The organism is Pseudooceanicola aquaeponti (assembly GCF_050897975.1).
Lineage (GTDB): Bacteria > Pseudomonadota > Alphaproteobacteria > Rhodobacterales > Rhodobacteraceae > Pseudooceanicola.
This window is the reverse complement of the sequence record NZ_JBPAXY010000009.1, coordinates 1-25,726: the sequence shown is the minus strand read 5'-3', so window position 1 is coordinate 25,726 and position 25,726 is coordinate 1. Positions and strand designations below refer to the sequence as shown.

The 25,726-nt window shown below is 60.2% G+C and carries 25 protein-coding genes and 1 pseudogene; 12 read left to right on the top strand and 14 right to left on the bottom strand.

What is annotated here, in order from left to right:
- The first annotated feature begins 9 nt into the window (after window positions 1-9).
- From ACRARE_RS20815 to ACRARE_RS20800, 4 genes are all read left to right on the top strand, one after another.
- Window positions 10-1,923, top strand: a complete 1,914-nt coding sequence (locus ACRARE_RS20815) for a type IV secretory system conjugative DNA transfer family protein (RefSeq protein ID WP_027246185.1) — start codon at window positions 10-12, stop codon at window positions 1,921-1,923.
- A 401-nt stretch (window positions 1,924-2,324) separates the two neighbouring features.
- Window positions 2,325-3,020, top strand: coding sequence for a hypothetical protein (locus tag ACRARE_RS20810; RefSeq protein WP_175480281.1), 696 nt, complete (start codon window positions 2,325-2,327; stop codon window positions 3,018-3,020).
- An 89-nt stretch (window positions 3,021-3,109) separates the two neighbouring features.
- Window positions 3,110-5,014 (top strand): ATP-binding protein, encoded by a 1,905-nt coding sequence (locus ACRARE_RS20805; RefSeq protein ID WP_208855472.1) that lies wholly within the window; start codon window positions 3,110-3,112, stop codon window positions 5,012-5,014.
- Between the two features lie 10 nt (window positions 5,015-5,024).
- Complete coding sequence (locus ACRARE_RS20800; RefSeq protein WP_083783485.1) at window positions 5,025-6,914, top strand: hypothetical protein; 1,890 nt, start codon at window positions 5,025-5,027, stop codon at window positions 6,912-6,914.
- A gap of 519 nt (window positions 6,915-7,433) precedes the next feature.
- On the opposite strand, the gene ACRARE_RS20795 is transcribed toward ACRARE_RS20800, so the two are convergent.
- The 13 genes from ACRARE_RS20795 to ACRARE_RS20735 all read right to left on the bottom strand — a co-directional run bounded on the left by ACRARE_RS20795 (window position 7,434) and on the right by ACRARE_RS20735 (window position 18,801).
- Window positions 7,434-8,417 carry an ATPase, T2SS/T4P/T4SS family gene (locus ACRARE_RS20795; RefSeq protein WP_027246184.1) on the bottom strand — a complete coding sequence of 328 codons (984 nt, stop codon included), beginning with the start codon at window positions 8,415-8,417 and terminating at the stop codon, window positions 7,434-7,436.
- Entirely contained in the window at window positions 8,414-9,838 is a 1,425-nt protein-coding gene (locus ACRARE_RS20790; RefSeq protein WP_027246183.1) for a TraB/TrbI/VirB10 family type IV secretion system protein, read from the bottom strand. The genes ACRARE_RS20795 and ACRARE_RS20790 overlap by 4 nt, the downstream gene beginning before the upstream one ends.
- Window positions 9,839-9,840: 2 nt before the next feature.
- Window positions 9,841-10,563, bottom strand: a complete 723-nt coding sequence (locus ACRARE_RS20785) for a TrbG/VirB9 family P-type conjugative transfer protein (protein ID WP_027246182.1) — start codon at window positions 10,561-10,563, stop codon at window positions 9,841-9,843.
- Window positions 10,564-10,568: 5 nt separating this feature from the next.
- Entirely contained in the window at window positions 10,569-11,249 is a 681-nt protein-coding gene (locus ACRARE_RS20780) for a VirB8 family type IV secretion system protein (RefSeq protein ID WP_027246181.1), read from the bottom strand.
- Between the two features lie 17 nt (window positions 11,250-11,266).
- Window positions 11,267-12,280 (bottom strand): TrbL/VirB6 family protein, encoded by a 1,014-nt coding sequence (locus tag ACRARE_RS20775; RefSeq protein ID WP_027246180.1) that lies wholly within the window; start codon window positions 12,278-12,280, stop codon window positions 11,267-11,269.
- A complete protein-coding gene (locus tag ACRARE_RS20770; RefSeq protein ID WP_084204503.1) occupies window positions 12,281-12,706 on the bottom strand; it encodes a hypothetical protein in 426 nt (141 codons plus the stop codon). It abuts the gene before it with no gap.
- A gap of 8 nt (window positions 12,707-12,714) precedes the next feature.
- Window positions 12,715-13,482, bottom strand: a complete 768-nt coding sequence (locus tag ACRARE_RS20765; RefSeq protein WP_027246178.1) for a type IV secretion system protein — start codon at window positions 13,480-13,482, stop codon at window positions 12,715-12,717.
- On the bottom strand, window positions 13,479-14,591 hold the full coding sequence (locus tag ACRARE_RS20760; protein ID WP_027246177.1) for a lytic transglycosylase domain-containing protein: 1,113 nt from the start codon (window positions 14,589-14,591) through the stop codon (window positions 13,479-13,481). Before ACRARE_RS20760 ends, ACRARE_RS20765 begins: the two co-directional genes overlap by 4 nt.
- Window positions 14,592-14,793: 202 nt before the next feature.
- Window positions 14,794-17,187, bottom strand: a complete 2,394-nt coding sequence (locus ACRARE_RS20755; protein ID WP_027246176.1) for a VirB4 family type IV secretion/conjugal transfer ATPase — start codon at window positions 17,185-17,187, stop codon at window positions 14,794-14,796.
- Window positions 17,162-17,440, bottom strand: coding sequence for a VirB3 family type IV secretion system protein (locus tag ACRARE_RS20750; protein WP_008335580.1), 279 nt, complete (start codon window positions 17,438-17,440; stop codon window positions 17,162-17,164). Before ACRARE_RS20750 ends, ACRARE_RS20755 begins: the two co-directional genes overlap by 26 nt.
- Window positions 17,441-17,551: 111 nt before the next feature.
- Window positions 17,552-17,833 (bottom strand): TrbC/VirB2 family protein, encoded by a 282-nt coding sequence (locus ACRARE_RS20745; protein ID WP_036761582.1) that lies wholly within the window; start codon window positions 17,831-17,833, stop codon window positions 17,552-17,554.
- Window positions 17,834-17,849: 16 nt separating this feature from the next.
- Window positions 17,850-18,383 (bottom strand): lytic transglycosylase domain-containing protein, encoded by a 534-nt coding sequence (locus tag ACRARE_RS20740; RefSeq protein ID WP_008335578.1) that lies wholly within the window; start codon window positions 18,381-18,383, stop codon window positions 17,850-17,852.
- Between the two features lie 103 nt (window positions 18,384-18,486).
- Window positions 18,487-18,801, bottom strand: coding sequence for a hypothetical protein (locus ACRARE_RS20735; RefSeq protein WP_008335576.1), 315 nt, complete (start codon window positions 18,799-18,801; stop codon window positions 18,487-18,489).
- A 132-nt stretch (window positions 18,802-18,933) separates the two neighbouring features.
- On the opposite strand from ACRARE_RS20735, the gene ACRARE_RS20730 reads away from it, so the two are divergent.
- Window positions 18,934-19,512, top strand: coding sequence for a hypothetical protein (locus ACRARE_RS20730; protein WP_432658381.1), 579 nt, complete (start codon window positions 18,934-18,936; stop codon window positions 19,510-19,512).
- Here ACRARE_RS20730 and ACRARE_RS20725 read toward each other — a convergent pair.
- Window positions 19,506-19,730, bottom strand: a complete 225-nt coding sequence (locus ACRARE_RS20725; RefSeq protein WP_432658380.1) for a hypothetical protein — start codon at window positions 19,728-19,730, stop codon at window positions 19,506-19,508. The genes ACRARE_RS20730 and ACRARE_RS20725 overlap by 7 nt on opposite strands.
- A 316-nt stretch (window positions 19,731-20,046) precedes the next feature.
- On the opposite strand from ACRARE_RS20725, the pseudogene ACRARE_RS20720 reads away from it, so the two are divergent.
- The 7 genes and pseudogenes from ACRARE_RS20720 to ACRARE_RS20690 all read left to right on the top strand — a co-directional run bounded on the left by ACRARE_RS20720 (window position 20,047) and on the right by ACRARE_RS20690 (window position 25,369).
- Window positions 20,047-21,513 (top strand): annotated as a pseudogene (locus tag ACRARE_RS20720) (aldehyde dehydrogenase family protein).
- A gap of 126 nt (window positions 21,514-21,639) precedes the next feature.
- On the top strand, window positions 21,640-22,491 hold the full coding sequence (gene nadC / locus ACRARE_RS20715) for a carboxylating nicotinate-nucleotide diphosphorylase (RefSeq protein ID WP_008335572.1): 852 nt from the start codon (window positions 21,640-21,642) through the stop codon (window positions 22,489-22,491).
- Between the two features lie 238 nt (window positions 22,492-22,729).
- Entirely contained in the window at window positions 22,730-23,233 is a 504-nt protein-coding gene (locus tag ACRARE_RS20710; RefSeq protein ID WP_170848853.1) for a thiamine pyrophosphate-binding protein, read from the top strand.
- Window positions 23,234-23,322: 89 nt separating this feature from the next.
- On the top strand, window positions 23,323-23,523 hold the full coding sequence (locus tag ACRARE_RS20705; RefSeq protein ID WP_008335562.1) for a hypothetical protein: 201 nt from the start codon (window positions 23,323-23,325) through the stop codon (window positions 23,521-23,523).
- On the top strand, window positions 23,493-24,059 hold the full coding sequence (locus ACRARE_RS20700; protein WP_234994837.1) for a hypothetical protein: 567 nt from the start codon (window positions 23,493-23,495) through the stop codon (window positions 24,057-24,059). The genes ACRARE_RS20705 and ACRARE_RS20700 overlap by 31 nt, the downstream gene beginning before the upstream one ends.
- Window positions 24,031-24,531 (top strand): NAD(P)-dependent oxidoreductase, encoded by a 501-nt coding sequence (locus ACRARE_RS20695; RefSeq protein WP_232237205.1) that lies wholly within the window; start codon window positions 24,031-24,033, stop codon window positions 24,529-24,531. Before ACRARE_RS20700 ends, ACRARE_RS20695 begins: the two co-directional genes overlap by 29 nt.
- Window positions 24,532-24,841: 310 nt before the next feature.
- Window positions 24,842-25,369: a MarR family winged helix-turn-helix transcriptional regulator gene (locus tag ACRARE_RS20690; protein WP_232237206.1), complete on the top strand. Its 528-nt coding sequence runs from the start codon at window positions 24,842-24,844 to the stop codon at window positions 25,367-25,369.
- The last annotated feature ends 357 nt before the right edge of the window (window positions 25,370-25,726 follow it).

Below are 25,726 nucleotides of genomic sequence, written 5' to 3'. Positions count from 1 at the left end.
ATGACCACCATGACCAAGACACTTCCCCTCTGGGCAGCGCTCCTCTTCGGTGTGATCTGCGGCGCCGTCATCGGCACCATCGTTGCCGCCTTCTACCTGACCCTGGCCCTGAAAACGGGGTTTCAGAGTTTCGACATGTTGGCGCTCTGGAAGGCGAGCGCCAGCACCCGCGCGGTACATCCCGAAGCCTTCAAGGTGGGCTTCGGGGCCGTTGGCTTTGGCGCGATCGGTCTCGGCACCCTGGCGCTGGCTTGGACCTGGAAGAAAGAGCGGGACGATTACGGCTCGGCACACTGGCAGACCAAGGCGGAGCTGAAGAAGAACGACATGTTGCAGGCGCCGGGCAAGGGCTTTGTCTGCGGCAAACTCGGCGCGCCGACCTCGAAGGCTGAGTTCATCTCTTCGACCACGATCCCGCATGTGATGATGGTCGCCCCAACCCGCGCCGGTAAGGGCGTCGGCTTCGTGATCCCGAACCTCCTAAGCTTCGCGGGTTCGGTCGTGGTGCTCGACGTGAAGGGTGAGAACTTCGAGAAGACAGCGCGGTTGCGGGCGCTGAATGGCGACGAGGTCTATCGCTTCAGCCCGTTTGATTGGGCCAATGCCACGCATCGCTACAATCCTCTGGCCCGGATCGCCAAGGCCCCGAGCTTCGCGCAGCGCTTCACCGAGGTCTCGATCCTGGCCGACCTCTTCCTCGACAAGGACAACAAGCAACTCGACACCTTCTCCGAGGCCGGCAAGTCGATCTTCGTCGCGGCCTGTCTGCTGGCGATCCAGCGCGGAACGCCGAACCTTGGCGAGGTGAACAAGATCGTCGCCGGGGGCGAGTACAAGAACGCCCAGTACAAGACCTATGCCGATGAAGCCGAAGAAGACATCCTGCGCGAGCTCTGGACCAACGCGGCCTCTGCCTCGTCGCGGCTGCTGACCTCAAACATCCAGGCGCTGATGACCGCGGGCCTCAAGCAGTGGGACAACCCGGCAGTGCGCTCGGCCACGCAAGCCAGCGACTTCGATTTCTCGACTTTTCGGAATCAACCGCAGTCGCTCTATATCGCCGTCTCCGAAGATCACATCGCAACCCTCGCCCCACTCCTGCGCCTGATGTTCGCCGATCTCATCGCCTCGATCCGCCTGAATGAACCGGGCCCCGACGAACCCTGGCCGGTCATGATGATGATCGACGAATTCCAGCAGATGGGTGCAATGCCCTATCTCGAACGCGCTATCCATTCCTTGGCAAGCTATGGCGGCCGCGTCGCGATGATCGCGCAGTCTCTGGCTTCGCTCGACCGGATCTACGGGCCCGAGGGCCGCGAAAGCCTCGAGAACGGGGCAGGGCTCAAGCTCTACATCACCCCGCGCGACCAGCGCACGGTGAAGGAAGTCTCGGCCGCCGTCGGCAGCACCACCCGCGAGGCGGTGACCAAGATGTATGGCCGCAACAAAGGTATCCTCGGCGCGACCTCGACTTCGGCGCGGCTGGAAGAACGGCCGCTGCTTTCCGAGACCGAAGCGCGCCTGATGGACCCCGACGAGGTGATCATCCTCGCCTCGCCCCAGCACCCGATCAAGGCGAGCCGGATCAAGTATTACGACGATCCCTTCTTCAAGCAGATGCTGGCCCGCCAAGAAGGTAAGCCCTTTCCCTATCCGCCGAGCGTGCAGGGTGTTGGGCCTTGGGGCAGCGAAGGTGGCGATGAGGCCGGCGCAGACGAGCAGGCGAAACCGGCCGAACGCGCGCCAGTCCGGGATCGCTCGCAGCGCCGCGAAGCGCGCGCGATGAGCGTGAGGACGATGGAAGCCGGGCGCGGGCAACCAGAGCCGGAGATGCTCGAGCGGGAAGCGGACTTGCCGAAGGAATGGGAGGCGGCGCTCGACCGGCAGGAGGACTTCATTGAAGAGCTATTGGGAGGGTGAGCGCGGTCTTCGCGCGACTGTCCCTTGTTAATCTTCTGTGTTGTGCGCGGAGGATGACTGTTTGTAGCCTCTGCCAGTCAGACTGCCATCGTAAAGCATGCGTACTCTTGACGTCTCCACTGCTGCTGTTCGCCAGCGTTTTTCAGCAACCAGAAGGTCTCCCGTGCGGCCTTTGGCGTAAGGGTACAGAGCCGAAACCCAAATCAATCAGCGTTCAATCAAGCCGGTTGTGTTTTCAGATTGCTCCGCCAGCTTGCCGAGCAACACCTTGCTAGACTTGTGTTCATATGTGTTTGACAGGCAGTTCGTCCAGATTCTCAATGGGTTGCTTTGCAAGCGACGATACGCGATCTTATTCGAAATAATACAATCATAGATTTATGGGGGAGTTGTCGGCAGGCATGGGCTTACTTGACGATATAGCGGGCGAAACTGGGAGCGCGACTTCAACTGACCCAGTTTCTGCCGTTGGGGTTAGATATCGTGACGCCTTGCGGCTTCTCTTCATTCTAGCGGCCGGTTCCGATCCTGCTGACGATCCTGCTGAAGAATGCGTGAAAGTCTTCAGGGCCGAAAAACGGCTAATGGCTATGGATTTCTTGGTGCGCTATCCAGACTATCTGGCTGACGCGTTACTGGACGTGGTCGAAGCCGAGGGTGATCTCGACCTGCTTAAGAAGGTCGAAGGCATTTTTGATGCTGATGAACCTTCTGTCAGGCTAGTGCGCATGGTCAGGTGGAAGCGAGGAGCTTACGAGAACATCGCGGATGCACTTGCCTTGCTAAGCTACTACGGACTCGTCCGATCGATGCAGCTTAAAGGCGAAGATGGCAAGGTGCGTCGCTATGAATACCAGATATCATCGAAGGCAATGGCTTTCTTGGACCAGTGTGTAGCCGATCATCCGGACTTGGTGTGGTACCGGGACCGGATGACGCTAGTGATGCGGGTAGCTTCCGGTAAAAGCGGTTCGAAGCTTAAGGACTGGCAATACGAGCATCCCACCTATGGCAAGACACTTCATGGCGATCTCATCCCGAGCATTCGTGTGGAAGTCGAGAAGCGCCTACGCGCGATTTCGGAGAATCTGAAATGAGAAAGTCTGCGCCAATTCAATCCACCGAGAGTGGCTGGCTCCGCGCCATTGCGGAACGTTCAGGCACTGAGGAAAGCACAGCCAAGTCTGTGCTACAGAAATACAACATCCAGCCGCAGCCTACACCTCCTCGAGCGAAGTCATTGCGGTTCAAAAGCATAAGAGTTGCAGGTGCCCGTGCAGAGTCCGACTGTGACGGGCCGTTTGATAAGACTTGGGCCAACCTCGGCGCTGGATTGTTTGCGGTAATGTCGGACCGCAACCTCCGCGGCAAGTCTTCTATCCTAAATCTGCTATACGCTGTCATCAGGGGCGAGTTCCGGGGAAGGGTTAAGGCGGACGTCTGGAAATGGCTGGAAATCGTCGATGTGACTTATGAGATCGACGGCATTCTCCACCGTACTGAATTGCGGAAAGATGTCGGAGAGGAGGATCCGGCGAAAGCGAAAGCCCGCGTCAGCCGTTCGGGCAGCGACGGGAGCTGGGTGCCATTATACGACGGTGATGGCGGCGAAGGGCTGAAGTCGCAAACGGAACAGCTAATGATGGCTGAACTAACCTTCTCGCCGATATATGCACACAATTCCAAAACCGGTGGTCATGCTCATGGCTGGCCACTGATTTCATCGGCACTCTTCTTGTCGAGTTCGACGAACGCCAAGGCACTTTTCGGCGACGTCACGATCGATGGTATCCCGTTACGCCTACTGCAACTATTCATCGGTTTGCCGTGGGTCTCGACGTATAGCGCGGCCCTCACAGCGCAGAAGGAGGTCGAGGAATCCCGCGCCGCTCGTCCAGACCAGTCTGCGCTGTACAAGGGCCTTGCGAAAAGGTTGGAGACGGTCAACGCCAAGCTGGAGACAGCAAGGGAAAGCGTGAAGAAGGTTGACGATCGCTCAAGGAAACGGGTCGAGTTGAACGATTTGGACCAACAGATGGTCACTCTGCGCGAAGTTGCGGATTCCACGCGGGCTGCTTTCGAAGTGGCTGATGTCTCGCTGCAGAAGATTGCGGAGAGCTTCGAGAAAGCCCGTCAAAGGGTACAGCAACTGGAGGACGAGAAGTCAGCCGGCTATTCGTTCCGCAAGCTTAGCCCATCCTGCTGCCCAGCCTGCGAAGCCAAATACAAAGAGGTCGTGGCGGCGCCTGGGTCAACTGGCGATGGAAGCACCTGTCTGCTTTGCAAGAACGATATTCCCCAGGGCACAGAGGATTTTGAAGAAGATCACATTCAGCTTGCGAAAGATGAAGTCGACGCCCTCGACGCGTCATTGAAATTAGCTAGGGAGAAGCAAAAAGCCGCGGAAAAATCTGCAAACAACGCTGCAATCGAACTTCGAAAAGCAAAGGATCGGGTTTCCGCGTTGCAGGTCGACCTTGCTGCCAAGGTCCCTGATACAGAGCTGGAGATCGTCCAGCTGGAAGCCCAGGCAGCTCAACTTCGCGACCTCATGGGTGATGGAGCGACATCTACAAGCTCGGACGCCAATACCGATGCTGCGGATAAGGTTCTCAGGGCAGCCACTGACGTCACCAAAGAACTTATGGTTGATATGCAATCTGAGATTCTGAAGCAGATATCGCAATCGGTGATGCTCCTTTCCCGGAAGTTTGGCATGCCCAACGCCACTGAGATGCAACTGGACAACGGAGGTCGGCTCAAAGTCAAACAAGGTGGAGCTATCGAATGGTTTAGCAACTTGACCATGGGTGAACGGCTGCGCATCAAGATTGCCGTGGCGCTCGCTGCGGTCGAAGTCGCAAGGGAACGGGGTCACGGCCGCCACCCCGGTTTGATGGTGATCGACTCGCCGGCGTCCGAAGAGGTCGTGGACAAGGATTTCGAGGCGATGCTCGATAGCGTTGCAACCGCGGCCTCGGAGATAGGCGGTGTGCAGATAATCATCGGCACGACAGCGCGTCCTTCCGTTGAAGCCGTTGTGCCAATCGAGCATCGTCTCCATGCCAAAGGCGACGACTACGTTTTCTAAGCGGTGAGTCATGGAATATCTTATCGAGTTGTTACGCGCCGATGCTGACGGATCCAGTGATCCGGGCTCCGTTTCAGCGGAGCGATTGCTTTCTGCAGTACAAAAACTCGCGCCCGGTTCAGACCGAGCCGATGGCTTTTGCTGGCTGACCCGATGGATATCCGAGACCTCTGTCCAATCCGTATTGTTGGAAATGCTGGCGTGGACTGACGACGCTCCAGCACTGGCCGAGATGGTCGATTGTCTGGAGCGGATCGAGATACCAGCCGGGTTCGCCAAGCCAGCGTGGACAAGTCTTTGTTCCCATTTCGAAGATGAAAGCAATCATTCATGGGGGCGTTCCCATGCACTGAGAGGTGCGATGCTGCTCTCGCAAGAGAACGCGGTTCTCGTGCGTAGGCTACAGGCCAGCATCCTCGACGTTTCGACAGAGGACGATCCACAATTCCTGCGTCACGTCGCCAAGGTGGTTGGCGCTATTCTACGTCGATATCCGGATACAGACTTTATGTTGCTTCTCGAACAATTGGCGACGCTGGATACTGTCGCAGACGAAGCGTGCATGGAAATTGGGTTAGCTAAGCTTCGCGAAGGACTGGCCGCACCCACCGAGGAAGCCCTTTGGTCGGCGCTTGCGTCCGCAAAAAAATGGTTCGAGCGATCCCTCGAGAACAGCGAGCGTCGTCCGGATGCAAAACTCTATTTGCTTTGCACGACCTTCCTGCTGTCAGTACGGGAAGACGGGCTCCGAGCAGATTTGAAAGATCGTTTACCTGAATTGGAAATTGCTGCCATCGAGTATACTGCGTTTTCACAGGCGCGCCACGCGTCTCACTCATGGCTGGCTGTTTCCTCGAGGGAACGCTTTCATTGGTTGTCAATGGCAACAAAATTAGCTGCTCTGGCCCACTCCCTAGGCAAAGAAATTTGGTTGAACGTTGCAATTGTGATTGAGGATGAGCTTCTGTCAATTTTCTACCCTGGAAGCGAAGTTTTTGGTCTGCCATCTACGCCCGGCCTCGATGCGTCAATGCAGGATGCTACCATCCGTGGAATGCGCGAACGCAGGTACTACCTTCAAGCGCTGGAGGAGTGGCTACAGGTCAACATTGACCATGGAAAAGCCGGGGCTGTAGCGGAGCTGCGCGAAACGCTCAAGCGGTCGATGGAGGACTCGCTTAATCGCCGCCCTTTCGACGCCACGACCACTAGCCGGCTGGTTGAGGTACTAGAAGATGCCGGCTTCAGCGAAGCCGCGGCCAAAATGGGTGTTTCGGAACTCCGCATGCATGGGGACGCCAATGTTATGGTTGCTCAGCTTTGGCAACAGGTAATCGAACAGTTTGCAACTCAGCCAGACTATTCACGTTTCCCCGACGCGCGGATGCTCGTGGAGTCTCTTGTCGGCCTATTACTGAAGTTTTTGGCTGCCCGGTCAAACGTCGGTGTTAGCACCGATCCTGTCGCCTCCTATTTGTTCCGGCGAAGTGGAAAGCTACCGGTAGAACATGATCTGCAGCTGGATTTTCTGAAATTCTTGCAGACCGGGGGAGCGCCAACCTTCCAAGCAGAGGCGCGTGATCGTGGTGGTGGGAGAGCCGACATCGACGTCCAGTTTCGCGGTGTAAGTTCGATTATCGAGGTTAAGAAGGATGACAACGTACCGGACAACGCTACCTTGGCCAAGCGCTACGCCGGACAAGCGACAGGATATCTCACTACAGGCGTCCGCTTTGGATTTCTGTTGGTCCTCGATCTGACAGATAGGAACGGACACCAGCAACACATTTCGGAGCGGATAACCATAGAGCGTAAAACGCCCGTTGGATCTGATACCGAATACCTTATCGTCGTAGCCCGAGTTCAAGCCCTCCGGAAGACGCCGCACGACCTCAAGTAATACGGCATCATGAAAGTTGCTCCAGGTTACTCCATCAAACCGATTTTTGGGTCTGTGGCGTCGCAGATTTCGATCTTCCTTTCAACCGCCTACCAATATCTGAATTGAAAATGAGGACAATGGCGCAATGTCTGAGCAAACCTTTAGTCCGTGGTTGGCACCGGCGTTGGTTGATCCAGTCAAAAAGACGCTGAAGTCACTTCCGGGATGCGGTAATCTGCGGATCTACCGTTCCACCCTTATCGACAACAAACAGTGGCAGAAGCTCGCCGGACGCGTGGCACCGCCGCCGACTGTGCCCTAGTAGCGTAAGTTCTTTCCCTTAAATGCCTTATTATCACGCGTCCGATTGTCGAGAAAGTAATTCTACGTTGCTTTTTCGGCCGACACCAAAAGACAGCTTGCCTCGGCCCAATAGCGGCTATTGACGAATACAAAGCGAACAGCAGCGCTCGCGCGCTGCTGCCATTCGTAGCCTAAGCACGTTATTTTGCTCGACGCCTGCTGTGTCGGAACGTCTCACGACCCCGGCAGATAGAACTCCGTAATCCCCCGCTTCCCCTCGGCTCGCCCGAGCTGAACGATCACATCGATGGACTTGCGGATGTATTGCCGGACCTCGGCGAATGTCAGCGGCGTCCCTGCCTGCAGCACCATGATCGCCAGTCGATCGATGGCGAGTTCGGCGGTTTCGGCGTGGATGGTGGAGACCGATCCGCCATGGCCTGTGTTAATGGCCTCGAGATAGGTCAGGGCCTCGGCCCCGCGCAGCTCGCCGACGATGATCCGGTCGGGTCGCATACGGAGGGAGGCCTGAAGGAGGGCATTGGCGCTGCGTTGCAAGCCGGAACCACGGTCGGCCAGGAGGGCGACGGTGTTCGGCTGGCCGGGGAAGAGCTCGAAGGCATCCTCGATGGTGATCAGCCGCTCGTGTTCACTGACATGGGTCAGGAGATGGCGGGCGAAAGTGGTCTTGCCGGTCGAGGTGCCGCCACTGATCAGGACGTTGAGCCGCGCCTCGACCAGGGTTTGCAGCGCGGCCTCGAGGTTCACTTCGGCGAGTGTGGCGATGTTCTTCATCTTCTCGGCGCGGAGCGCATCGAGCGAGACGGCCTTGCCGAAGAGATAGGTGGGTGCGTAATCCCTGACGCTGCCGGAGGCGAAGAGACGGATCGTGATCGAGGCACCGCGATCGATGGCGGGCGGTACGGCAACCTGAACTCGGAGCGGGCGGCCTGCATATTCCACCTTGCCAGAGACAAGGGGGTTCTTTTCAGAGACGCGGGCCTTGGCGTCGCCGACGATGGTGTGGGCCATGTTGAGGGCGGTGGTGCGATCCACGGTTTGGCCTTCGTGGCGCATGGTAGCGTCGCCCGCGACCTCGATCCACACCTTGCCGTCCGGATTGATCGCGATCTCGACCACGTCATCGCGTCTCAGCAGGTCGCGGAACGGGTCGAGATAACGCTCGAGATAAGAGGTTGGTGATGCTGCCTCAGTCAATAAATCACCACATCCCGGTCGACGAGCACGGTGACCGAGGCCCCCTGATCGACATAGATCGTGGGTGCGATCGAGACTTGGTCGGCAATGACCGATCCGACGGCATCCTGAAGATCGCTGCCGACATCGCCCAGAACGATGCTGGTCGTTTCGTTGTTGGCACTCTCCGCCGCCACGGCAGGCGCCGCCCCGATCACGGAAATCAGCGCCGCCCCGCCGAAACGTTCGGCGAACTTGGTGTCGACGAGACCGGTCAGGCCTGAGCGACCGAGCTGGTCCCCGCCCACGGCGGCGATTTCCATCGAGGTGCCGTCCGGGGTCAGGACGCGGGTCCAGAGGATCAGGATGCGCTTCTGATGCATCTCGATCCCGGAGCGGTATTGGCCAAAAAGGCGGGAGCCGCGGGGGATCAGGATCCGATCCCCGGAAAACGCCGGAACCGGCTCGGAGACGACCGCGACCACGGAGCCCGGCAGATCGCTGTTGATGGCGGTCTGGAGCGCGGCCTGGATGACCGAGCCTTGGGTCAGCGTGCGCTCAGGATGGGTGAGGCGGGCGGCCTCCTGCACCTCGAGCGGTCGCGCGCTTTGCAGGAACTGCTCATTTCCTGACAGGACCGGACCCCCGGTGCCAGGGGCCGCCGGATCAGCGACTGCCGCGCCACTTTGGCCACCCCGCGGACCATCGGCATAGACAACGGCGGGGGATTTGATCTGCGCGGTCAGAAGCTCCTCGGCGACCCGCTCGGCCTCGCGCTGGCGCTGTTCCTCTTCCTGCCGGCGGCGTTCTTCGAGCAGGCGCTGATCGGCGATCAGCCCTTCGCGGTCGAGCTCGGCCTCGAGCCCCTCGCGCTGCGCACGTTCGGCGTCGAGCATGGCCTGCAGCCCCTCGATACGGGTTTCGGTCTGGCGCTGCAGGTTGGCCAGCTCGGTTTCCTTTGCGGCGAGTGTGGCTTCAAGCGCGGCCTTTTGTTCGTCGAAGGCTTCGCGCAGGTCGGCGACGGCGGATTGGATTTCCGAGTTGCGGGCGGCCTGGCTGACGGCGAGGGCCTCGCGAAGCTTGGCGATCTCGGCCAGCACCTCGGCGCTTGGTTCCGGGGAAGGGGCTGCGGGCACGTCCAGCGCCTCCTCGACAGCGATCAGCGCGTCATTCACCCGCTGCTCTGTCTCGTCAGGAGGAAACTCCAGCCGCCCGCCGGTGCCGGGCCGGCGGTCCTGGAAGGTCTCGACATCGGAGGTCTCAAGAGCGCTGTCCCCCTCTTGCAGACTGGTCGCCAGGAAATACGCGACCCCGGCCCCGCCGAGGGCAAGGGCAGCGGCGAGCGCGCCGACCCCGAGGCTGTTGCCGCGGCGTTTGGATTTGCCGCGCTGGCTGAACTGATCGAGGCGGTCCTGCAGGTCGGGAGGGGTTTGATCGGCCATGGTCAGTTGCTCACGTAAATCGCGCTCTCGTCGCGCCAGGCACAGATCGCCTCGTCGCCGATGCGCAGCGTCCAGTAGGTGTTCACCCCGAGCACCCGGACCGTGTTGCCCTGCTGGGTCCAGTTCACGGTGCGCTCACGGCCCTGGTCATCGGCCTTGAAGAGGGCGGGCTGACGGGCGTTTTCCGGGAAGACGAAGTAGGTATAACGACCGTCGTCGTAGATATGGCTGGGTCGAAAATCCCCTTCACCCGAGACCCGGTAGTTGTAGTTGCGCGGGGCCTCATAGCCCTTGGGCTGGGTGGCACCCGCCGCGCGGCGTTCTTCGTCGGGGTAGCGGAAGCGGACCTCGAAGAACATGCCGGTGCGGTTCGGGATCGAGCCCTCGCGCAGATGGAAGGAATAGGTGCGCCGGTTGGTGATCACCGTCATGTTGGTCGAGGCATTGGCCACGTGCGGTTTGATTGTGAGCACATTGCCAAGCTCGGGGATCGGATCGACCTGGAAGCTTTCGGTGTCGCCGACAATCACCGCCTCGAACCGCTCCCCGGCCCCGAAATGGATCGTCGTCGAATGCCGCAAGTCGGTTTCGATCCGGTAGACCTGGTTTTCATCATAGACGGCGGTGCGGATGCGGATGTCGAGCGGGCCACCTTGCGGGGTGGCTTCGGCGGATGCGGCAACAGGAAGGGCAAGCGCCAGAAGGAGCGCGGGCAGGGATTTCATCTTGGTCAGTTCTCCAGGGTCTCGGCGTCGACGCGGTAGGAGGTCACCACGAAGCCCAAGGGGTTGGCCCAGACGTCCTGAAGGCGCTGGCGGGTTTCAGGTTGGAAGTCATAACCAACGGTAGCGACATAGGATCGGGTGACGGTGCGGGTGTCGCGGGGACGGCGCAGCGTGCGGGTGAAGCGGACCTGGGCCACGCCGCGCTCGATCTGATTGACCGATTTGATCACCACCTCGATCTTGGCTTCGCGGCCATAGACGGTGATCGGGTAATCCTCGTTGGTCGAAGACCAGAGATCGCGCAGCGTGCGGGCGGCATCGCCATCCGAACGATCGAGCACCGAGTTGATGCGTTGCTCTCCATCGGTCAGGTCATAGGTCTCTCGATCATCGACATAGGCCACGAGATTGGCCTGGATGATGGCATCGCTCTCGGAAAGGGTCAGCGCCTGTACGGCGGCAACCCGGTCCATCTCGCCGGTTTCCTTGTCGACCACGACCACGAAGGTCTCGGTCGATTTGAGCGGAAAGAGGCTCGCGCCCGCGACCATGCCGGCGACGCCAACCAGGACGCCTGCAGCTGCGACGAACCAGGCGAAACGCTCGCGCCGCCGAGGCCCGTAGATGAAATCCGCCTCAAACGCGTCGCGGTCAGGCGCGGAGGAACTGGCTACAGTCTTCTTCAAAGTCGTCGTCTTTCAAATCAGGGTTTGCGGAAAGCCTTGGCGGCGGAGAGGAGCGCGCCGGGGCTTTGCCGGATCAACTCGCCGGTTTTCACCACGCCCGCATTGGCCATCTGGTTCAGCTCGTGCGGAGACTTGCCGGTGACGAGGCGCGAGGCGGCACCCGTGCCGTATTCCCGCGTGTTCACGAAGCCCTGACGCGCGAGGCCGGTCAGGCCCACGGCATTGGAGGCAATGCCAACGACGCCGGTCAGGTTGGAGGCGATGTAGGGGACCGAGGCCATGATCCCGGCGCTGAGGATCAGGATCACGAGGAAGGGCAGGATGAGGCTGACGGTCTCGACATCGCCCGGATCGGCGGAGGCGTCCCCTATGGCCTCGGCGATGGCGACGATGATGCCCGCCGCGCCTGCGGCGGCGACCGGCATGAGCGCATAGCCGATGGTGGCGCGGGTCCAGGCCTCGAAAAGGGATTGGGTCGGCTTGAAGAGCGAGGTCACGATCATGAAGGGGGCGATGACGATCATCAGCGCGAAGACGATGCGGGCGAAGGCGATGATCCCGGCGGTGACGGCGGCGAAGACCGCCGAGAGGACAAAGAAGATCGCGCCCAGGACCGCGCCAAAGACCCAGCCTGCGCGGTCGCCGATCGTGTCGCCATAGGCGGTGATGCGGGCGACCATGTTGTCGAGGCTTTCATAGACCCCGGCCTCGTCGCCCGAGCCGGTGAGCGCGAGGATCGAGGCGCCGACGGAGTCGGGCACCTGCGTGACGATGTCATAGATGACGCTGAAATTATCCCAACTCTGCGCGAAGATCCCCACAAGTGCGACCTTCATGCCGAAGGCAAACCCGGTGCCAAAGGGCAGGGGGCGGAGTTGCATGACCGCGTTGATCCCGAGGAGCACGACGAGGAGCGCGGCCCCGGCGGAGATCACGTCGCCGACAACGCCTGCCGAAGAGACAAAGCCGTCCTGTGCCACGGTATCCACCGCGGCGTCGACCTGGCTCAGGATGTCGCGAATAACGCCCATCTACTCTACGCAGGCCTCCACAACTTGCGCCTCGAGCGCGTCCGCCTTGGCGTAGAGCTCGAGCACCTTGAAGGGCAGACGCGGGTTGTCCGAGGTCTGGAACCGGGGCAGCGCGCCCAAGGCCTGATCCCAGGTGAACTGATCCAGCAGACAGGTGCAGGTTTCCGAGGCGAGCGCCTCTTCGGCGATCAGGATGCGCAGGATCGCGCGGTAGCCGTTGCGCAGATAGGCGGTCTCGGCCAGATCGGCGGGGGGTTTCGGAGCACGACATTCGTCGGCTTCGTCCCGCGCGATGGCCATCGAATTGAAGGGCGTGTCGCCGGAAGGGTTCGTGCTCGGGGTTTGGGCCAACGCAACACTGGGCAGGGCACTCACGACAAGTGCGGCGAGACCAAGCGTCCGAATTGGTGCCAAGCTGTGGGTCATGGTTTGCCTCATGGATCCACCGCCATCGACCGGAACTTGCGCTCATCCGCGAGGGTCGCTGCATCGACGACGCCAAGCTGGCCGGCGCTGACGCCTTGCGCCGCTTCAAGCCGCCAGATCTGGGTCAGGATGATGCCAAGTTCAGCGGTGACGCGGGTGTTGAGATCGACCGCAGCTTTCAGCCCGTCCTGATCGTCGATGAGCCCGACCATGGTCTCGAGCCGCTCGAGGCTCTGTCCAGCTTCTTCATGGCTTTCTTGCGCGGCGACCGACAACATGGCGCTGGCCCCGGCCGAGGTGGCGATGCGGTTGTCGGCGGGCTGATCCGATCCCGAAAGCGTACTGAGGCGCTCCGAGGTGAAGCCACTGTCCGAAAGAACCCGCTCGACCGAGGCGGAGAGTTCTGCGCCGGGATTGAAGCCGCTGAGAAAATCGCCGCTGGCCAGAGATTGTGCGGTATTGAGGGGCGCGATCAGCTTGCCGCGCAGCGCGCGGAATTCTTCGACCGTCGCGAAAAGTTCACCGAGCCCGCTGCCCTCAATAAGAGAAGTCAGTTGCGCCTCGAGGTTTGTGAGCTGCGACAGTTGGGTTTCCAGTTCCAGCCGCATGGTCGCGAGCTGCTGCATCTGGACATTCAGGTCCTCGGCCATGTGCTCGAGCTGGGCCACGAGTTGACCAAGCTGCGAGCCATCAAAGGTTGGTACGCCCTGGGAAGCAGCGGGCGAGGCGAGCGCAAGTGTAGTGACCGCTGCGGCGGTCAGGAGAAGGTGTCTCATTCGGGAACTCCCATCTGCATGAAGTCGCGCTCGGCCAGCCGGTCGGCCACGAGGTGCTGCGCATAGGCCGCCTCGCGCTGCTGGTTTGCCGCCATCAGCCGGACGCGAAGGTTGAGGATGCGGCCGATCTCGGCCTTGGCGTAGGTGTTGAGCTCCCAGGCCGCCTTGGCATTGGGTTGCTCATCGATCTGCAGGATGATGGCGCGCAGGCGATTGATCACCTGTTCGGTCGTCGCCGAACTATCAGCCGCGTAATAGATGCCCGCCTCGGAGATGCTGGCATATTCGGCGAGCGCAAAGTCTGAAGGTGAGAGCGTGCCAAGCGCATCGGCACCGCCCACCACGGCGAGGTATTCGTTGTAGAACTTCGAGATATTGCGCACGTAACCTTGGGTCTCGGCAAAGGGCGGCACGCCACCATATTCAATGACCCGACCGGGGCCTGCGTTATAAGCCGCAAGTGCATGGGGGATGTTGCCGAAGCGGTTGAGCTGCGTGGTGATGTAACGCGCGCCGCCGCGGAGGTTGTCTTTCACGTCATAGCGGTCGACGCCGAGATCGGAGGCGGTGCCAGGCATGAGTTGGGTCAGGCCATAGGCTCCGACCGGGCTTTCAGCGGCAACGTTGAAGCGGCTCTCCTGCTTGATCAGGGCCTGGAAGAGGCAGCGCCACTGGGTGGCCGAGAGACCGGCGCGGGCCACACCGGGGGCGCCTGCAAACTCGCCCGCGACCTCGACGATCATCATTTCGACCGTCTCTCGTCCCTCGCCGAAAAGGCGGCTCACCATCGGGCTTGGATCGGTATTGGGATAGACCGCCGCCACCCCGAAATCCGCATTGCCTTCGAGCGCGCGGATATCGAAGCCGGGACCAGTGATCGCCGCAGTCATCTCCTCGAGGACGCGCAACTGGTCGGCCTGGACATCGGCGAGCGTCGTCTCCGTGCGATCCTTGTCCTGCTGGACACCCAGATCCTCGGCCAGTGCCGTCACCCGTGCGATGGCGCGCCCGATCGCGGAATTGTCCTGCGTCGGCACGCCCTGGGCGAGCGCGGGCAGGGCACCGAGGACGAGGCAGAGTCCGGTGGATATGATCGCGGCGCGGCTCATTCCGGACGGGGCAGGGGTTCGAAGGTACAGTCGGGCTTGGCTGTCTCCTGAACCGGTGCGCCCATGGTCGAGAAGGAAAGTGCGGACCGGGTCACCTGCGGCTCGCCCTTGCGTCCGAAGCATGGCGAGGTTTTCTCAGTGTATTTTTCGCAAGCCGACAGAAGGCTTGCGGCGGCGCAAAGCGCGAGAAGGGGTTGCGAACTCATATCACATGTCTCCAGAAATCGGGATTGGCGCGCCAATCGGCAGGCACGCGGGCTTCGCCGGTGGCGCCGCCGCCAAGGATGGGCAGCAACTCTCCGAGCGCAGAGAGATCGGCATCGACGAAGACGCTGTCGCCCGCCGAGCGAACGAGCGCGATGCGCTGGCCGATGGTGGGCTGCACGAGAAGGGCCGCCTCCTTGGCGTTGACGCGGAGGAAGTCGTAGTCGGAGACAGTGGCACGATCGTTCGGGAAGAGGATCTGGGTCGGGACTGTTTCGACGATGGTCTTGCCAACGCGGCTGTCGCGCAGCTGGCTTGGATATTGCGTCATCATGATCACGACGCAGTTCATCTTCCGAAGCGTGACCAGCCAGTTTTCCAGCCGCGCCCCGAAATACGGGTCGTCCAAGAGCTTCCAGGCTTCGTCGAGCACGATGATGGTGGGACGGCGATCCTCGACCACACGTTCGATCTGGCGGAAGATGTAGGAGAGCACCGCCATTCGCTCGGTGGTCATGTCGAGGATCTCGGTCATATCAAACCCGACGATGTCGCCCGTGAGCTTGAGGCCCGCACCGCGCTCGGGTTCGTCAAACACCCAGCCATAGCGCCCACCCGGCGCCCATTCGGCGACGCGAGATTGCAGCTCGCCATCGTCATCGAGCGACTGGAACAGGGTCTCGAAACTGGCGAAGCGCTGCAGGCCTGCCCCCGCATCGGCGTTCTGGCCGACCGCGCTTTGGATGTGGCGGGATTGCTCGCCCGAGAGCGTGCCATTCCGTGTGAGCAGGGTCGCGAGCCAGTCCGAGAGCCAGGCGCGGCCGCGCTCGTCGGTCTCGGTGGCAAGCGGGTTGAGGCCCGTGGGTACGCCAGCCCGGATTTCGTTATAGCGCCCGCCAAGGGCGCGGACCGCCATTTCGAGGCCGCGGTCCTTGTCGAAGAAGAAAAGCCGCGCGCCGACCCGTTGCGCTTGGGCTGCGAGGAAAGCGGTGGTCAGTGTCTTGCCGGTGCCGGTGCGCCCCAGAACGAGCGTATGGCCGACCGTGGGTTCCTTGCTTGGGGCTCCCGCCTCGTGGAAGTTGAAGCGATAGCCAGAAGTGCCGACCGTGGGCAGGACCGTGATGGTTTGACCCCATGGCGACTGGTCCGGGCTGCGCCCCTCGACGCTGCCATGCAGGGCCGCGAAGTCAGCGAAATTAATCGAGGAGATTGGTGTCTTGCGGGCGCGGTAGCCGAAGTTGCCGGGCGACTGCGCGAAATACGTCGCCTTCAGCGCCATGTTTTCGCGGACGATCACCGACATGATTTCCTGGCCCACGCGTTTGATCTGGGCGGCGGCCCGTTCGAGCGTGTCGCGGTCGGGCGCATAGACCGCGATGGAGAGGTGGTGGTCGCCAAAGGCGATGCGTCCTGCCTCCTGATCATCGGCGGCTTGTCCCAGCTGTTCGCGCAGGGACACGGCGGCATCGTCTGAGGCGTGCATCTGACGAATGATCCGCTGGATGCGTTCGGCCATGATGTTGTTCGGGATCGGGCTGAAGGAGTTCGTGAGCACGATGTCGAGGGGCAGGTCGAGCGCGTCGAGCAGCGTGACGTCGGTCAGTGCGGGATAGGTCTTCATTGAGAAGAGCGCGCCGTATTTGACCCGCCCAGTCACTGCATCGGTCAGGGTGGCCACGTCGCCATCAAAGGTCGCGCGGCAATTGCTCAGGGTGTGCGAGAGGGGCAAGGCACTTTGCCCGAAGGCGATGGGGGAGAAGCTGCCGGCGTTCAGCGTATTGAGATAGCCCAGCCATTCGCCGCCAGCTTTCGTGAGTCTGACCGGATTGGCCGACGCAAGCGCCACCTCGAAGAAGCCCATGACCTCGTTCAACTCCTGCATCCGTGTCGCGCGGTCCTTGACCCAGGCCTTGCGGGCCAGTGCCCGAAGGAGCGGAATGCGCGCCGAGATGTCGGGCCGCCGGATGACGCTGAGATAAAGCTGGCGCTTGGCGGGGCGCAGGTTTTTCACATGGGACTGCCACCGCGCATCGATCGCGGCGGCGAAGCTGTCGCCCTCGATGGGGCGCATCCCGAGATTTTGCGGCACGGAGATCCGGTGTATGTAGAAACCGAAGGCATTGCCGGTCTGGGCGACGATGGCGGCAACCGCGCGCTTGAGCGCGTCGAGCCGGGCGTCCTCAGTGGTCATCGGATTGAGACCATCGAGGCGCATGGTTGCGAGGAGATCGCCTTCTCGCAGCACCATGACATCGTCATCCGTGAGCGCGAAATACGGCAGGTGCTCGGCCAGATAGCTCTCCCGCGCGAACTCGCCGCCGCCGGCGTGATGCAAGGCGGTCCCGAAGGAAGAAAGGGTGCCCGCATCACGCGCCAAAGCTGTCGCCTCCATGCAGGGCCCGGTTCTTCGTCGCGCGCACAGAGCCGTAGGAGACGCGCAGGACCTCGAAGAAATGCGGCTCGCGGTCGGCGACGAACCAGAGGATCGGATAGGCGACAATCCCGATCAGGAAGAACACCATCGACTTCGTCCAGATGAACGGCAGAACGACCCCGGTCGCCAGAACCACGAGGTATCCGACAGGGAGACCCAGATACTTGGGCGGACGGGCGAGGCCCAGAAAGAGGGGAGATCGTTCTGCCATTGGGTGATATTCCGGCTTAGAAGGAAATGTGTGTCCGGAGAGGGGCCCGAGGCAGCGTTTGCGTAGCACAACGCGTTCGGGTCGCTCGTAGGACGCTATTTTGCCGGAATGTCACGAGAAGCCGTCGACGATGGTGCCGGCCGAGAAGATCAGCACGATCCCGATGATGACCGAGGCGAACCAGCCCCAGTTCAGCCGTCCCATCATGCACATGAAACCGGTGCCGATGACCGCGAGCGTGGCGACCGCGATCCCGATGGGACCGGTCAGCGCGGCCTCGACGGTTTCCAGCATGGTCTGGATCGGTGACAAGTCTTGCGCGAGGACGGGCGTTGCGAAAGCCGCCAGGGTTGTGGCGGCAGGCAAGAGGCGGCTGAGGCGATGTCGAAGCATGCGAAGTTCCCTTGTTTTACTGAAGTTCGATAAGGACCGGCGCGCGGGCAGGCACGCGGGTCGCGACACGGATATCCGGCGCGGAAAAAGGCGCACCCGCCAGCCGGGACCGGATCCGATGGATGCGCGCGATGTAGTCGCGAGTCTCGGTGAAAGGCGGGGTGCCGGAATACTCGACCACGCGGTGCGGCCCGGCATTATAGGCTGCGAGCGCCAGGTTGATGTCCTTGAATGTGGCCAGCTGCGCGAGCAGATAGCGTGCGGCGCCGTCGAGGTTCTGTGAGGGATCGCGCGGATCGACGCCGAGCGCACGGGCAGTATCCGGCATCAGCTGGCCAAGACCATAGGCACCCTTGGGGCTCACGGCAGTCGGATTGTAGCTGCTTTCGGCCTCGACCAGGGCTTGGAAAAGGACCAGCCAGTCGTCCTCATCGAGGCCGACTTGCCGCAGGGCGCGGTTCCCCTGGTACCGGTCAGCAGTCGTGCGGATCAGGGAGAGGATGTCGTCGCGTCCGGACGGCGGTGTGGCATCCAGCGAGGCAAGAACCACCCCGGCCTCAGCGCTATCACCCAGCCCCGCCCAGGCAGGTCGTTCGCCATGAAAGGTCCAGCCCGAGGTCCGGGCTGTCCCGTCGCGGCCGAAGGCGATGACGTCAGCCGCGCTCCTCGAGGGTAATGCTGTAGTCAGGACCAAAGCGCAGATCGCGCCCGTCACCGAACTCGAGATGATGTTTGAAGAGTCCCGGCCATATGTTGAAATACCGCGGCTCTGGCCCGTGCGGGGTGATCCGGGTCGAGACCAGAATGGCTTCCGGCTCGCCCTCGCGCAGGTAGATGCACTGGTAGCGCGGCTTGCCATCGTCCGTGAACCCCACGAGTTCATACCGGCAGCGGAACGCTATGCCCTTCTCGGACAGGTCTTTGACACCATCGATGGTGATCAGGATCTGGTTGCGCGCTATCGGCATGTTCGGACTCTCCCCACGAGAGCCCTTCTACTTCACGACACTAAGGCCATAAAGTCATATGGAGTCAATACGACATATTGCAGATAAACACATATTGCGCGATAGTCTGCGCAACTTTTGCGGGAGAGCGACATGAAGCGACAGATGATGGCAGCTGCAATGGGAGTGATGGCGGTGTTCGGAGCCCCGGAGAAAGCGCGGGCCTATGACGTCGACTGCGCCATCATGCTCTGCATGGCGGGAGGCTTCCCCCCGAGCGCGGTCTGCGCGCGCGCCTATCGCACCATGATCCGCCGCATCACACCCTGGCCGAGCCTGCCGCCCTTCGGGGTCTGCACCTTTGCCCATGTGCCGGCCGAACTGGGCGGACCCGGCGGCGAGGGCGAGCTCGACACCAACTTGCCTGAGTATGAATGGCTGAACCGCACTCATGTGATCTGGTTCACCGGGCGCTCCTACGAGCCGCGCGACGAGCCGCGTCAATGGGATTGGTCGATACGCTCCTGCGATCGCGAGAACCGGACCTGCCGCTACATCCAACGGGTCTACGGATCCCACATGCCCTGGCCCGCGACATTCGTCTCGGAAAGCGGCCAAGAGATCGCCTATCCGACCAGCGGGGGCCTGTGGCACTTCTATTCCCGCAGCATCATGGTCGAATACGGGGACTACGAGGGCAACATGGGCCACTCGGAGTGGTTTTCCTACTGATCGTGGCTGTCCGGCAGCTTGAGTGAAACTGTCCGTACTACGACAAGCGTATGGTCGTAACTGCATGGATCCACAAACTGGCGGCGGCTCACGCTTCCATCATCCCAGCGGTAGTCGGTAAACACATGGGTTTCCGCCGTTCCGTTGATGATAAACCCTTCCTGAAAGGGCCAGGCTGTCTTTTTCTTAATCAATTGAATGCCCAGAAAATAATTCAATCCAAGAGAGTATTTACGCGAATAATTAGTGATCTAAAATAGCAGATAGTGAGCGTATGGCGGTAATTTGCTTGCTAGTGGAGGGTCCAATATTTCACTTGAATGTTGGTAGCTTGGAAGGCATTAGTCACCCCAGCCGATGCGCTAGCGATCAGCGGCACCCGGTGGGGGGTGCCTGACAGGGCAGCTAACCTGCGTGCCGCCCGGCGAAAACCTTTCATACGCGCAACGATTTCACTTGGCAGGCGATGGGGTTCATTGGTTGAATATATTAGTAATCTAAGTAATCAAGGGCAATCGCGGGAGGAAACGTCATATGCGCATGGTGAATATGGATGCAAACCATGCTCTCTCTGGTAAGGAGCAGCTGTATTGTGGGGGCGCATGGGTTCCGCCAAGCGCAGGAAATTACGAGGAGACTTTTAACCCGGGCACAGGTCAGCTGATCGGATTAGTGGCTGCGGCGACCCGGGCCGAGGTGGACGTAGCGCCTGCGTGTTTGAAGGAATGGCGTGATGTTGCTCCTCTTGAGCGTGCCAGTATTCTGCAGGAAATCGCGGCTCTCTTGCACAAGCGCGGAGATGAGCTTGCGATGATGGACGCGGCCAATTGCGGCAACCCATATACCGAGGTGCGCGGCGACGCGGCCATCGCGGCGGCCCAGATGGAGTTTTTCGCCGGTCTTGTGACTGAAATGAAGGGCGACACGATCCCTTTGGGGCCGGATCGGGTGAATATGACCCTGCGCCAGCCGCTTAGTGTTGTGGCACGTATCCTGGCGTTCAATCATCCGTTCATGTTTTGTGGCGGTAAAGTGGCGGCGCCTTTGGCGGCAGGGAACGCTGTCATCATCAAGCCGCAGGTACAGGCGCCTTTGTCTGCATAGCGCCTGGCAGAGATTGTTTATGGCCTGATGCCCAAAGGCACATTCAACGTGTTGCCGGGTGATCTAGAGGCAGGTGCTGGCCTGGCCGAGCACCTTGGCGCTGCAAAGGTCACGCTTATTGGCTCTGTGTCGGCTGGCCGGGCTGTGATGCGAAGCGCCAGCGCTACGGGCAAACCTGTACTGCTGGAACTGGGTGGCAAGAACGCGCTGATTGCCTATCCCGACAGTGATCCGAAAAAGATTGCGGACGCGATTGTCGCTAGAATGAACTTTGGCTGGTGCGGCCAGTCCTGTGGCTCGATAAGTCGCGCATTCCTGTACGAGGATATCCACGACGAAGTCATTTCCTATCTGGCCGAGTCTGTTGAAAGATATAAGCCGGGCGTTCCGACGGATCCTGAAACCACGATAGGCACGATTGTCAGCCGTGCGCAGTTCGACCGGGTCATGGGTTTCATTGACTCTGCCAAAAGTGAGGGTGCGCGCGCCGTTACTGGCGGTTATGCGGTCACGGATAGTCCGCTGGCGAAAGGCAGCTTTATCGCGCCGACGATTTTTGCGGATGTAACGCCGCAGATGCGTATCGCCCGTGAAGAGATTTTCGGGCCAGTTCTTGCGGTTCGCAAATGGTCGGACGAAGATTCCATGCTGAACGAGGTCAATGCACTTGAGCTTGGGCTGCCCTGTGCAATTTGGACTCGGGATCTGGTGATGGCTCATCGTACGGCTGCACGCGTCGAGGCCGGGTTTGTTTGGGTTAACGAAGTCGGTCGGCATTTCCTTGGTGCCCCGTTCGGTGGGGTCAAGCAATCGGGTATCGGGCGCGAAGTAGGTATTGGCGAACTGATTTCCTTCACCCATGAAAAGAATGTGCATATCAATCTGTCGGGTCAGTGACCCGGTGCGTAGGTAATGTGCGAACGGGGTCTGGGATCCAAAAGCTTTTTCTGTATTGATTGCTTTGGCCGGGATGAGGCCATCCCTTCCTGCCCCTTTTGCAAACCGATAAGGATCTAAAAAATAATGAGCAATGTTGCGAACGTCCCCGATATCATCCTCGAACCCATGGTTCGGAACGCTATTATGGAGGACCTGGGTGCCGCAGGCGACGTGACAACCCGTTCCGTTCTGCCTGAAGGCACGCGCTACAAGGCGCAAATGCGTGCACGGCAGGACGCGGTTGTTTCTGGGATGCAGGTGGCCTCTCTCGCGTTTCGGCTGATTGATCCCAATCTTGTGGTCGAGACTGTCGTGGCGGATGGTACGGCCTGCAAAGCGGGCGATACGTTGATGCGTATAGAGGGATCGGCGGCGTCGATCCTTGCCGCAGAGCGTGTTGCCCTGAACTTTGCCGGACGGTTGTCTGGGACGGCAACCTTGACAGCGTCCTATGTTCAGGAGCTTGCGGGTACCAAGACACGTATCACCTGTACACGCAAAACCACACCGGGGCTGAAACTTGTCGAAAAGCTCGCCATTTTGCATGGCGGCGGCCACAATCATCGGTTTTCCCTGTCCGATGCGATCCTGATCAAGGACAACCATATCGCAGCGGCTGGTGGCATCAAACAGGTGCTGGAAGCCGTTCAACGAAATGTGGGTCACATGGTCGTGGTAGAGATCGAGATCGACGGTTTGCATCAGTTGGACGAGGTGCTTCAGACCGGGGGCGCAGATGTCATCATGTTCGACAATATGTCGACCGAAGACATGGCCGAAGCTGTAAAGCGCATTGACGGGCGGGCGAAGACCGAAGCCAGCGGGAATGTGACCCTTGGCCGTTTGCGCGAAATCGCATCGGCAAATGTGGATTATATTTCCTCCGGTGCTTTGACCCATTCGGCGGGAACCGTCGATTTCGGTTTGGATTTCTGATCCTCTGAGCCGCTCCAGACCGTCTGAAATGCAAAATGCCCGCCCTTTCGGCGGGCAATGGATACCTATTGCGTACGCCTTTCAAAATGGGGCGCTGTTGCATCAACACTTCATAAGGAAAGGTCAAGACACATGACAGACCACAGGCTGTATCAGGTTGAGCGCCCAGTATCGTCGGATAGTTTGGGGGTGTGGGGTAGCGATGTATTTGCGGATATATTGCGAGGTTTGGGGGTGAGTGAAGTATGTTGCACTGAACCCGGGGTCGAGCTTTCGGGGTTTGCACGACAGCCTTGTGAACCACCTTGGCAATGAAGATCCGCAGATGCTGTTGTGTCTGCACGAAGAGCATGCGGTTGCGATTGCGCATGGCTATGCGAAGGTGGCGGGGGAGCCATTGGCGGTGATCCTGCACAGCAACGTGGGTCTGATGCATGGTACGATGGCGATCTTCAACGTGTGCTGCGACCGTGTGCCGGTTCTGATTTATGGGGCGACGGGGCCGGTTGATGCGGCGCTGGAATCGATGTTGCGTGCGGATGTAATCGCGTGGAGCGAACCGAAAGGCCCGACCTATGTGAACTTCGACGTGTCGATCCAGGAAAAGCAGCACGAGAAGGCACCGGAGTTGCCAGATTTTGCGCGTTACCAGCCGTCGCCTCCGGCGGCACCCTCGGCCGAAGGAGTGGCGCGGGCGGCAGATCTGCCGAAGAACGCCAAGGCGCTGGGGCGAAGGTTCTGACGGATATCCGGAACGGGGCGTCCTTCCCGACGGATCACCCGCAGCATCGCGGCAAACCGGCCTTCTTCATTGACGATGCGGCGGGCGCGGTGCTGCGCGAGGCGGATGTGATCCTGAGCCTGGACTGGCTGGATGTCGCGGGCACGCTGAAACTGGCGGGCGATGTGAAGGCGCAGGTGATCCAGGCGTCGCTGGATTATCAGCTGCACAATGGCTGGGGGATGGAGCATCAAGCGCTGCCTGCGGTCCGGATGTTGCGATGCATGCGATTGCCGATGCTCTGGGTGTAGGGGCGGGCGAGATGCCCGGTGATTTACCGATCAAACCTGCGCTGAACGCCCCCGATGCAGAGGTTGAGCTTGATATCATGACGCAGGCCGGGGCGCTTGGCGAAGGTCTGGAAGGTGTCTGTGCCAGCTTTGTGTGTTTGCCGTTGGGCTGGGCGGGCGAGGCGTGGCACTTCCGTCACCCACTGGACTTCGAGGGTTCGGATCGTCTGCGGACCGAAGGCTGGGAGGTCGTTCGCGGCCCCCAGATCACCCTAGGTGTTCCGCTGCGGCTGACGGAGGAACAGCGGCAGGCGCTGCTGTCGGACGTTGCTATCATCGTGGTCAGTTCGCGGTCGGGGCTGAGCGACGCGGATCTGGACGCCTCGCCACGGCTGCGGGCGCTAGTACTTCCAACGATCGGGGTGGGTGCGGGAGATCTGGGAGGCCTGTGCCGCGCGCGGTCTGATCGTGACGAATGGTGTAACGCCCGAGAACTTTTTGGGGATGCCCGAAGCGATAGGGATGCTGATGCTGGTGCTGCTGTACCGGCTGCATGAATCCGAGCGCCTGCTGCGCGAGAATGCGGGCCGACCGCAACAGATATTTGCGCGGATGGTGCGAGGCCGGGCGATCGGATTGATCGATTCGGGGCGGATAGGACCGGGTGATCGAGCGACAGTTGGCGTTCGAGCCGGCACAGATCCGGCACAGATACTGGTGCACGATCCGTTCCTGATACCGGACACCGCACCTACGGGCGTGGGGCTGGTGAAACGCGCTGAGCTTCTGGCCATGTGTGATGTTGGTGAGCCTCCATGTGCCGTTGAACGCGCTGACACGAGGAATGATCTGCGAGGCCGAACTGCGCATGATGAAGCCGGATGCGGTGTTAATCAACACCTCGCGCGGGGTTTCATTGATGAGGATGCGCGGGTGCGGGTGATGACAGCAGGACACCTAGCCGGTGCTAGGCTAGGCGTGACGGAAACCGAACCGCTGCCCGCCCGCTGCGCGGCTTCGACCGGGTGATCCTCCCCCCGCATATCCCGGGACACACCATTGAGCTCTACACCGTCTTGCCCGACATCTTCGTCGAAAACGCAACACGCATCAAGCGCGCAGAAACCCCCAAATCGAAAAATATGGAGAGAAAAAATCGAAAAGTTGTAAGCAGGGTTTGCTGCAAGATTTACGTCGGTTTGCGCGCACCGCATGTCACTAGCTGTAAAAGTAGTGACATTGTTGAGGCTTGCATCTTCGTAAGATGACAGGGATAGTCTCGGACCTGTAGAAGCCCAGAACTGATTTTGGGCAATAGATGTTTGTGGTCTGAGCATACATGAACGAAAAATCTGATTCCGCGTTGAAAGACGACGGTTTGACCCAATATAACGAGCGCATTGCTCGCTTGGTACGTCTTGCGGCAAGAGGGTTTAACCGTGCGTTGCAGCTGCGGTTACAGACGCAAAATGTGACTTTCGGGCAGTGGATATTCCTTCGAATCCTTTGGCAGGAAGATGGTTTGTCGCAACGAGAGTTAAGCGAAAGAGCACATCTGACAGAGCCTACTGCGCATACTGCACTCAGCCGAATGGAAGAGCTTGGATATATTGAACGCCGCAATGTGGCTGGGAACCGTCGTCGTCAGCATGCTTTCCTCACGGAAAAAGGTTGGGAGTTGCGGGAGCTCCTGGAGCCTTTGGCACACGAAGTGAATAACGCCGCCATCAGAGGCCTGAGTGGTGCCGAAGAGAAAACATTGCGCAAGGCCCTTGCTGTAATGATTCGAAACCTCGAAGATGATGAGGAAAAAGCTGCTTTGAGCGGTGTCCGCGTCCCACCGACCAGAAGTAACCTTGGATCCTGAAGGTCTCTTTAGCTTCATCTGCGATAGCCGGGCCTTTTAGGCTCGGGTGATTCCGTTGGGCTACTTCCGCTGAGATGTATGGTTTTGGGGAAGCTCTGAGAGAGTTCGGAATAGTCTTGTGCTAGGCCTTGGGCGTGCTGCAACCTTATGTGAGTAGGGGTTTGGATGCTCTGCGAGAGCGTTCAAGCCATTCGCAGTTCTTAACCTAAATTTTTGGACGGTGTCTCGGTTTCGATGTAACCGGCCGGTAAGGACCGCAGATCAGGCGACGGCCTTGGCCTCCTGAGCGATCGGCGCCCAGTTCCACGGCAACAGCTCGTCGAGGCGGTTGATCTTGTGATCGCCGATGCGGGCCAG

What these genes read in the sequence shown, in the direction of transcription:
- nadC (WP_008335572.1), top strand. Translation starts at nt 21,640, where the DNA reads ATGAGCAATGTTGCGAACGTCCCCGATATCATCCTCGAACCCATGGTT.
- ACRARE_RS20785 (WP_027246182.1), bottom strand. Translation starts at nt 10,563, where the DNA reads ATGAAATCCCTGCCCGCGCTCCTTCTGGCGCTTGCCCTTCCTGTTGCC.
- ACRARE_RS20700 (WP_234994837.1), top strand. Translation starts at nt 23,493, where the DNA reads ATGCATGCGATTGCCGATGCTCTGGGTGTAGGGGCGGGCGAGATGCCC.
- ACRARE_RS20745 (WP_036761582.1), bottom strand. Translation starts at nt 17,833, where the DNA reads ATGCTTCGACATCGCCTCAGCCGCCTCTTGCCTGCCGCCACAACCCTG.
- ACRARE_RS20755 (WP_027246176.1), bottom strand. Translation starts at nt 17,187, where the DNA reads ATGGAGGCGACAGCTTTGGCGCGTGATGCGGGCACCCTTTCTTCCTTC.
- ACRARE_RS20770 (WP_084204503.1), bottom strand. Translation starts at nt 12,706, where the DNA reads ATGACCCACAGCTTGGCACCAATTCGGACGCTTGGTCTCGCCGCACTT.
- ACRARE_RS20760 (WP_027246177.1), bottom strand. Translation starts at nt 14,591, where the DNA reads ATGAGCCGCGCCGCGATCATATCCACCGGACTCTGCCTCGTCCTCGGT.
- ACRARE_RS20735 (WP_008335576.1), bottom strand. Translation starts at nt 18,801, where the DNA reads ATGCCGATAGCGCGCAACCAGATCCTGATCACCATCGATGGTGTCAAA.
- ACRARE_RS20695 (WP_232237205.1), top strand. Translation starts at nt 24,031, where the DNA reads ATGCTGGTGCTGCTGTACCGGCTGCATGAATCCGAGCGCCTGCTGCGC.
- ACRARE_RS20775 (WP_027246180.1), bottom strand. Translation starts at nt 12,280, where the DNA reads ATGGGCGTTATTCGCGACATCCTGAGCCAGGTCGACGCCGCGGTGGAT.
- ACRARE_RS20730 (WP_432658381.1), top strand. Translation starts at nt 18,934, where the DNA reads ATGAAGCGACAGATGATGGCAGCTGCAATGGGAGTGATGGCGGTGTTC.
- ACRARE_RS20800 (WP_083783485.1), top strand. Translation starts at nt 5,025, where the DNA reads ATGGAATATCTTATCGAGTTGTTACGCGCCGATGCTGACGGATCCAGT.
- ACRARE_RS20765 (WP_027246178.1), bottom strand. Translation starts at nt 13,482, where the DNA reads ATGAGACACCTTCTCCTGACCGCCGCAGCGGTCACTACACTTGCGCTC.
- ACRARE_RS20815 (WP_027246185.1), top strand. Translation starts at nt 10, where the DNA reads ATGACCAAGACACTTCCCCTCTGGGCAGCGCTCCTCTTCGGTGTGATC.
- ACRARE_RS20750 (WP_008335580.1), bottom strand. Translation starts at nt 17,440, where the DNA reads ATGGCAGAACGATCTCCCCTCTTTCTGGGCCTCGCCCGTCCGCCCAAG.
- ACRARE_RS20690 (WP_232237206.1), top strand. Translation starts at nt 24,842, where the DNA reads ATGAACGAAAAATCTGATTCCGCGTTGAAAGACGACGGTTTGACCCAA.
- ACRARE_RS20790 (WP_027246183.1), bottom strand. Translation starts at nt 9,838, where the DNA reads ATGGCCGATCAAACCCCTCCCGACCTGCAGGACCGCCTCGATCAGTTC.
- ACRARE_RS20810 (WP_175480281.1), top strand. Translation starts at nt 2,325, where the DNA reads ATGGGCTTACTTGACGATATAGCGGGCGAAACTGGGAGCGCGACTTCA.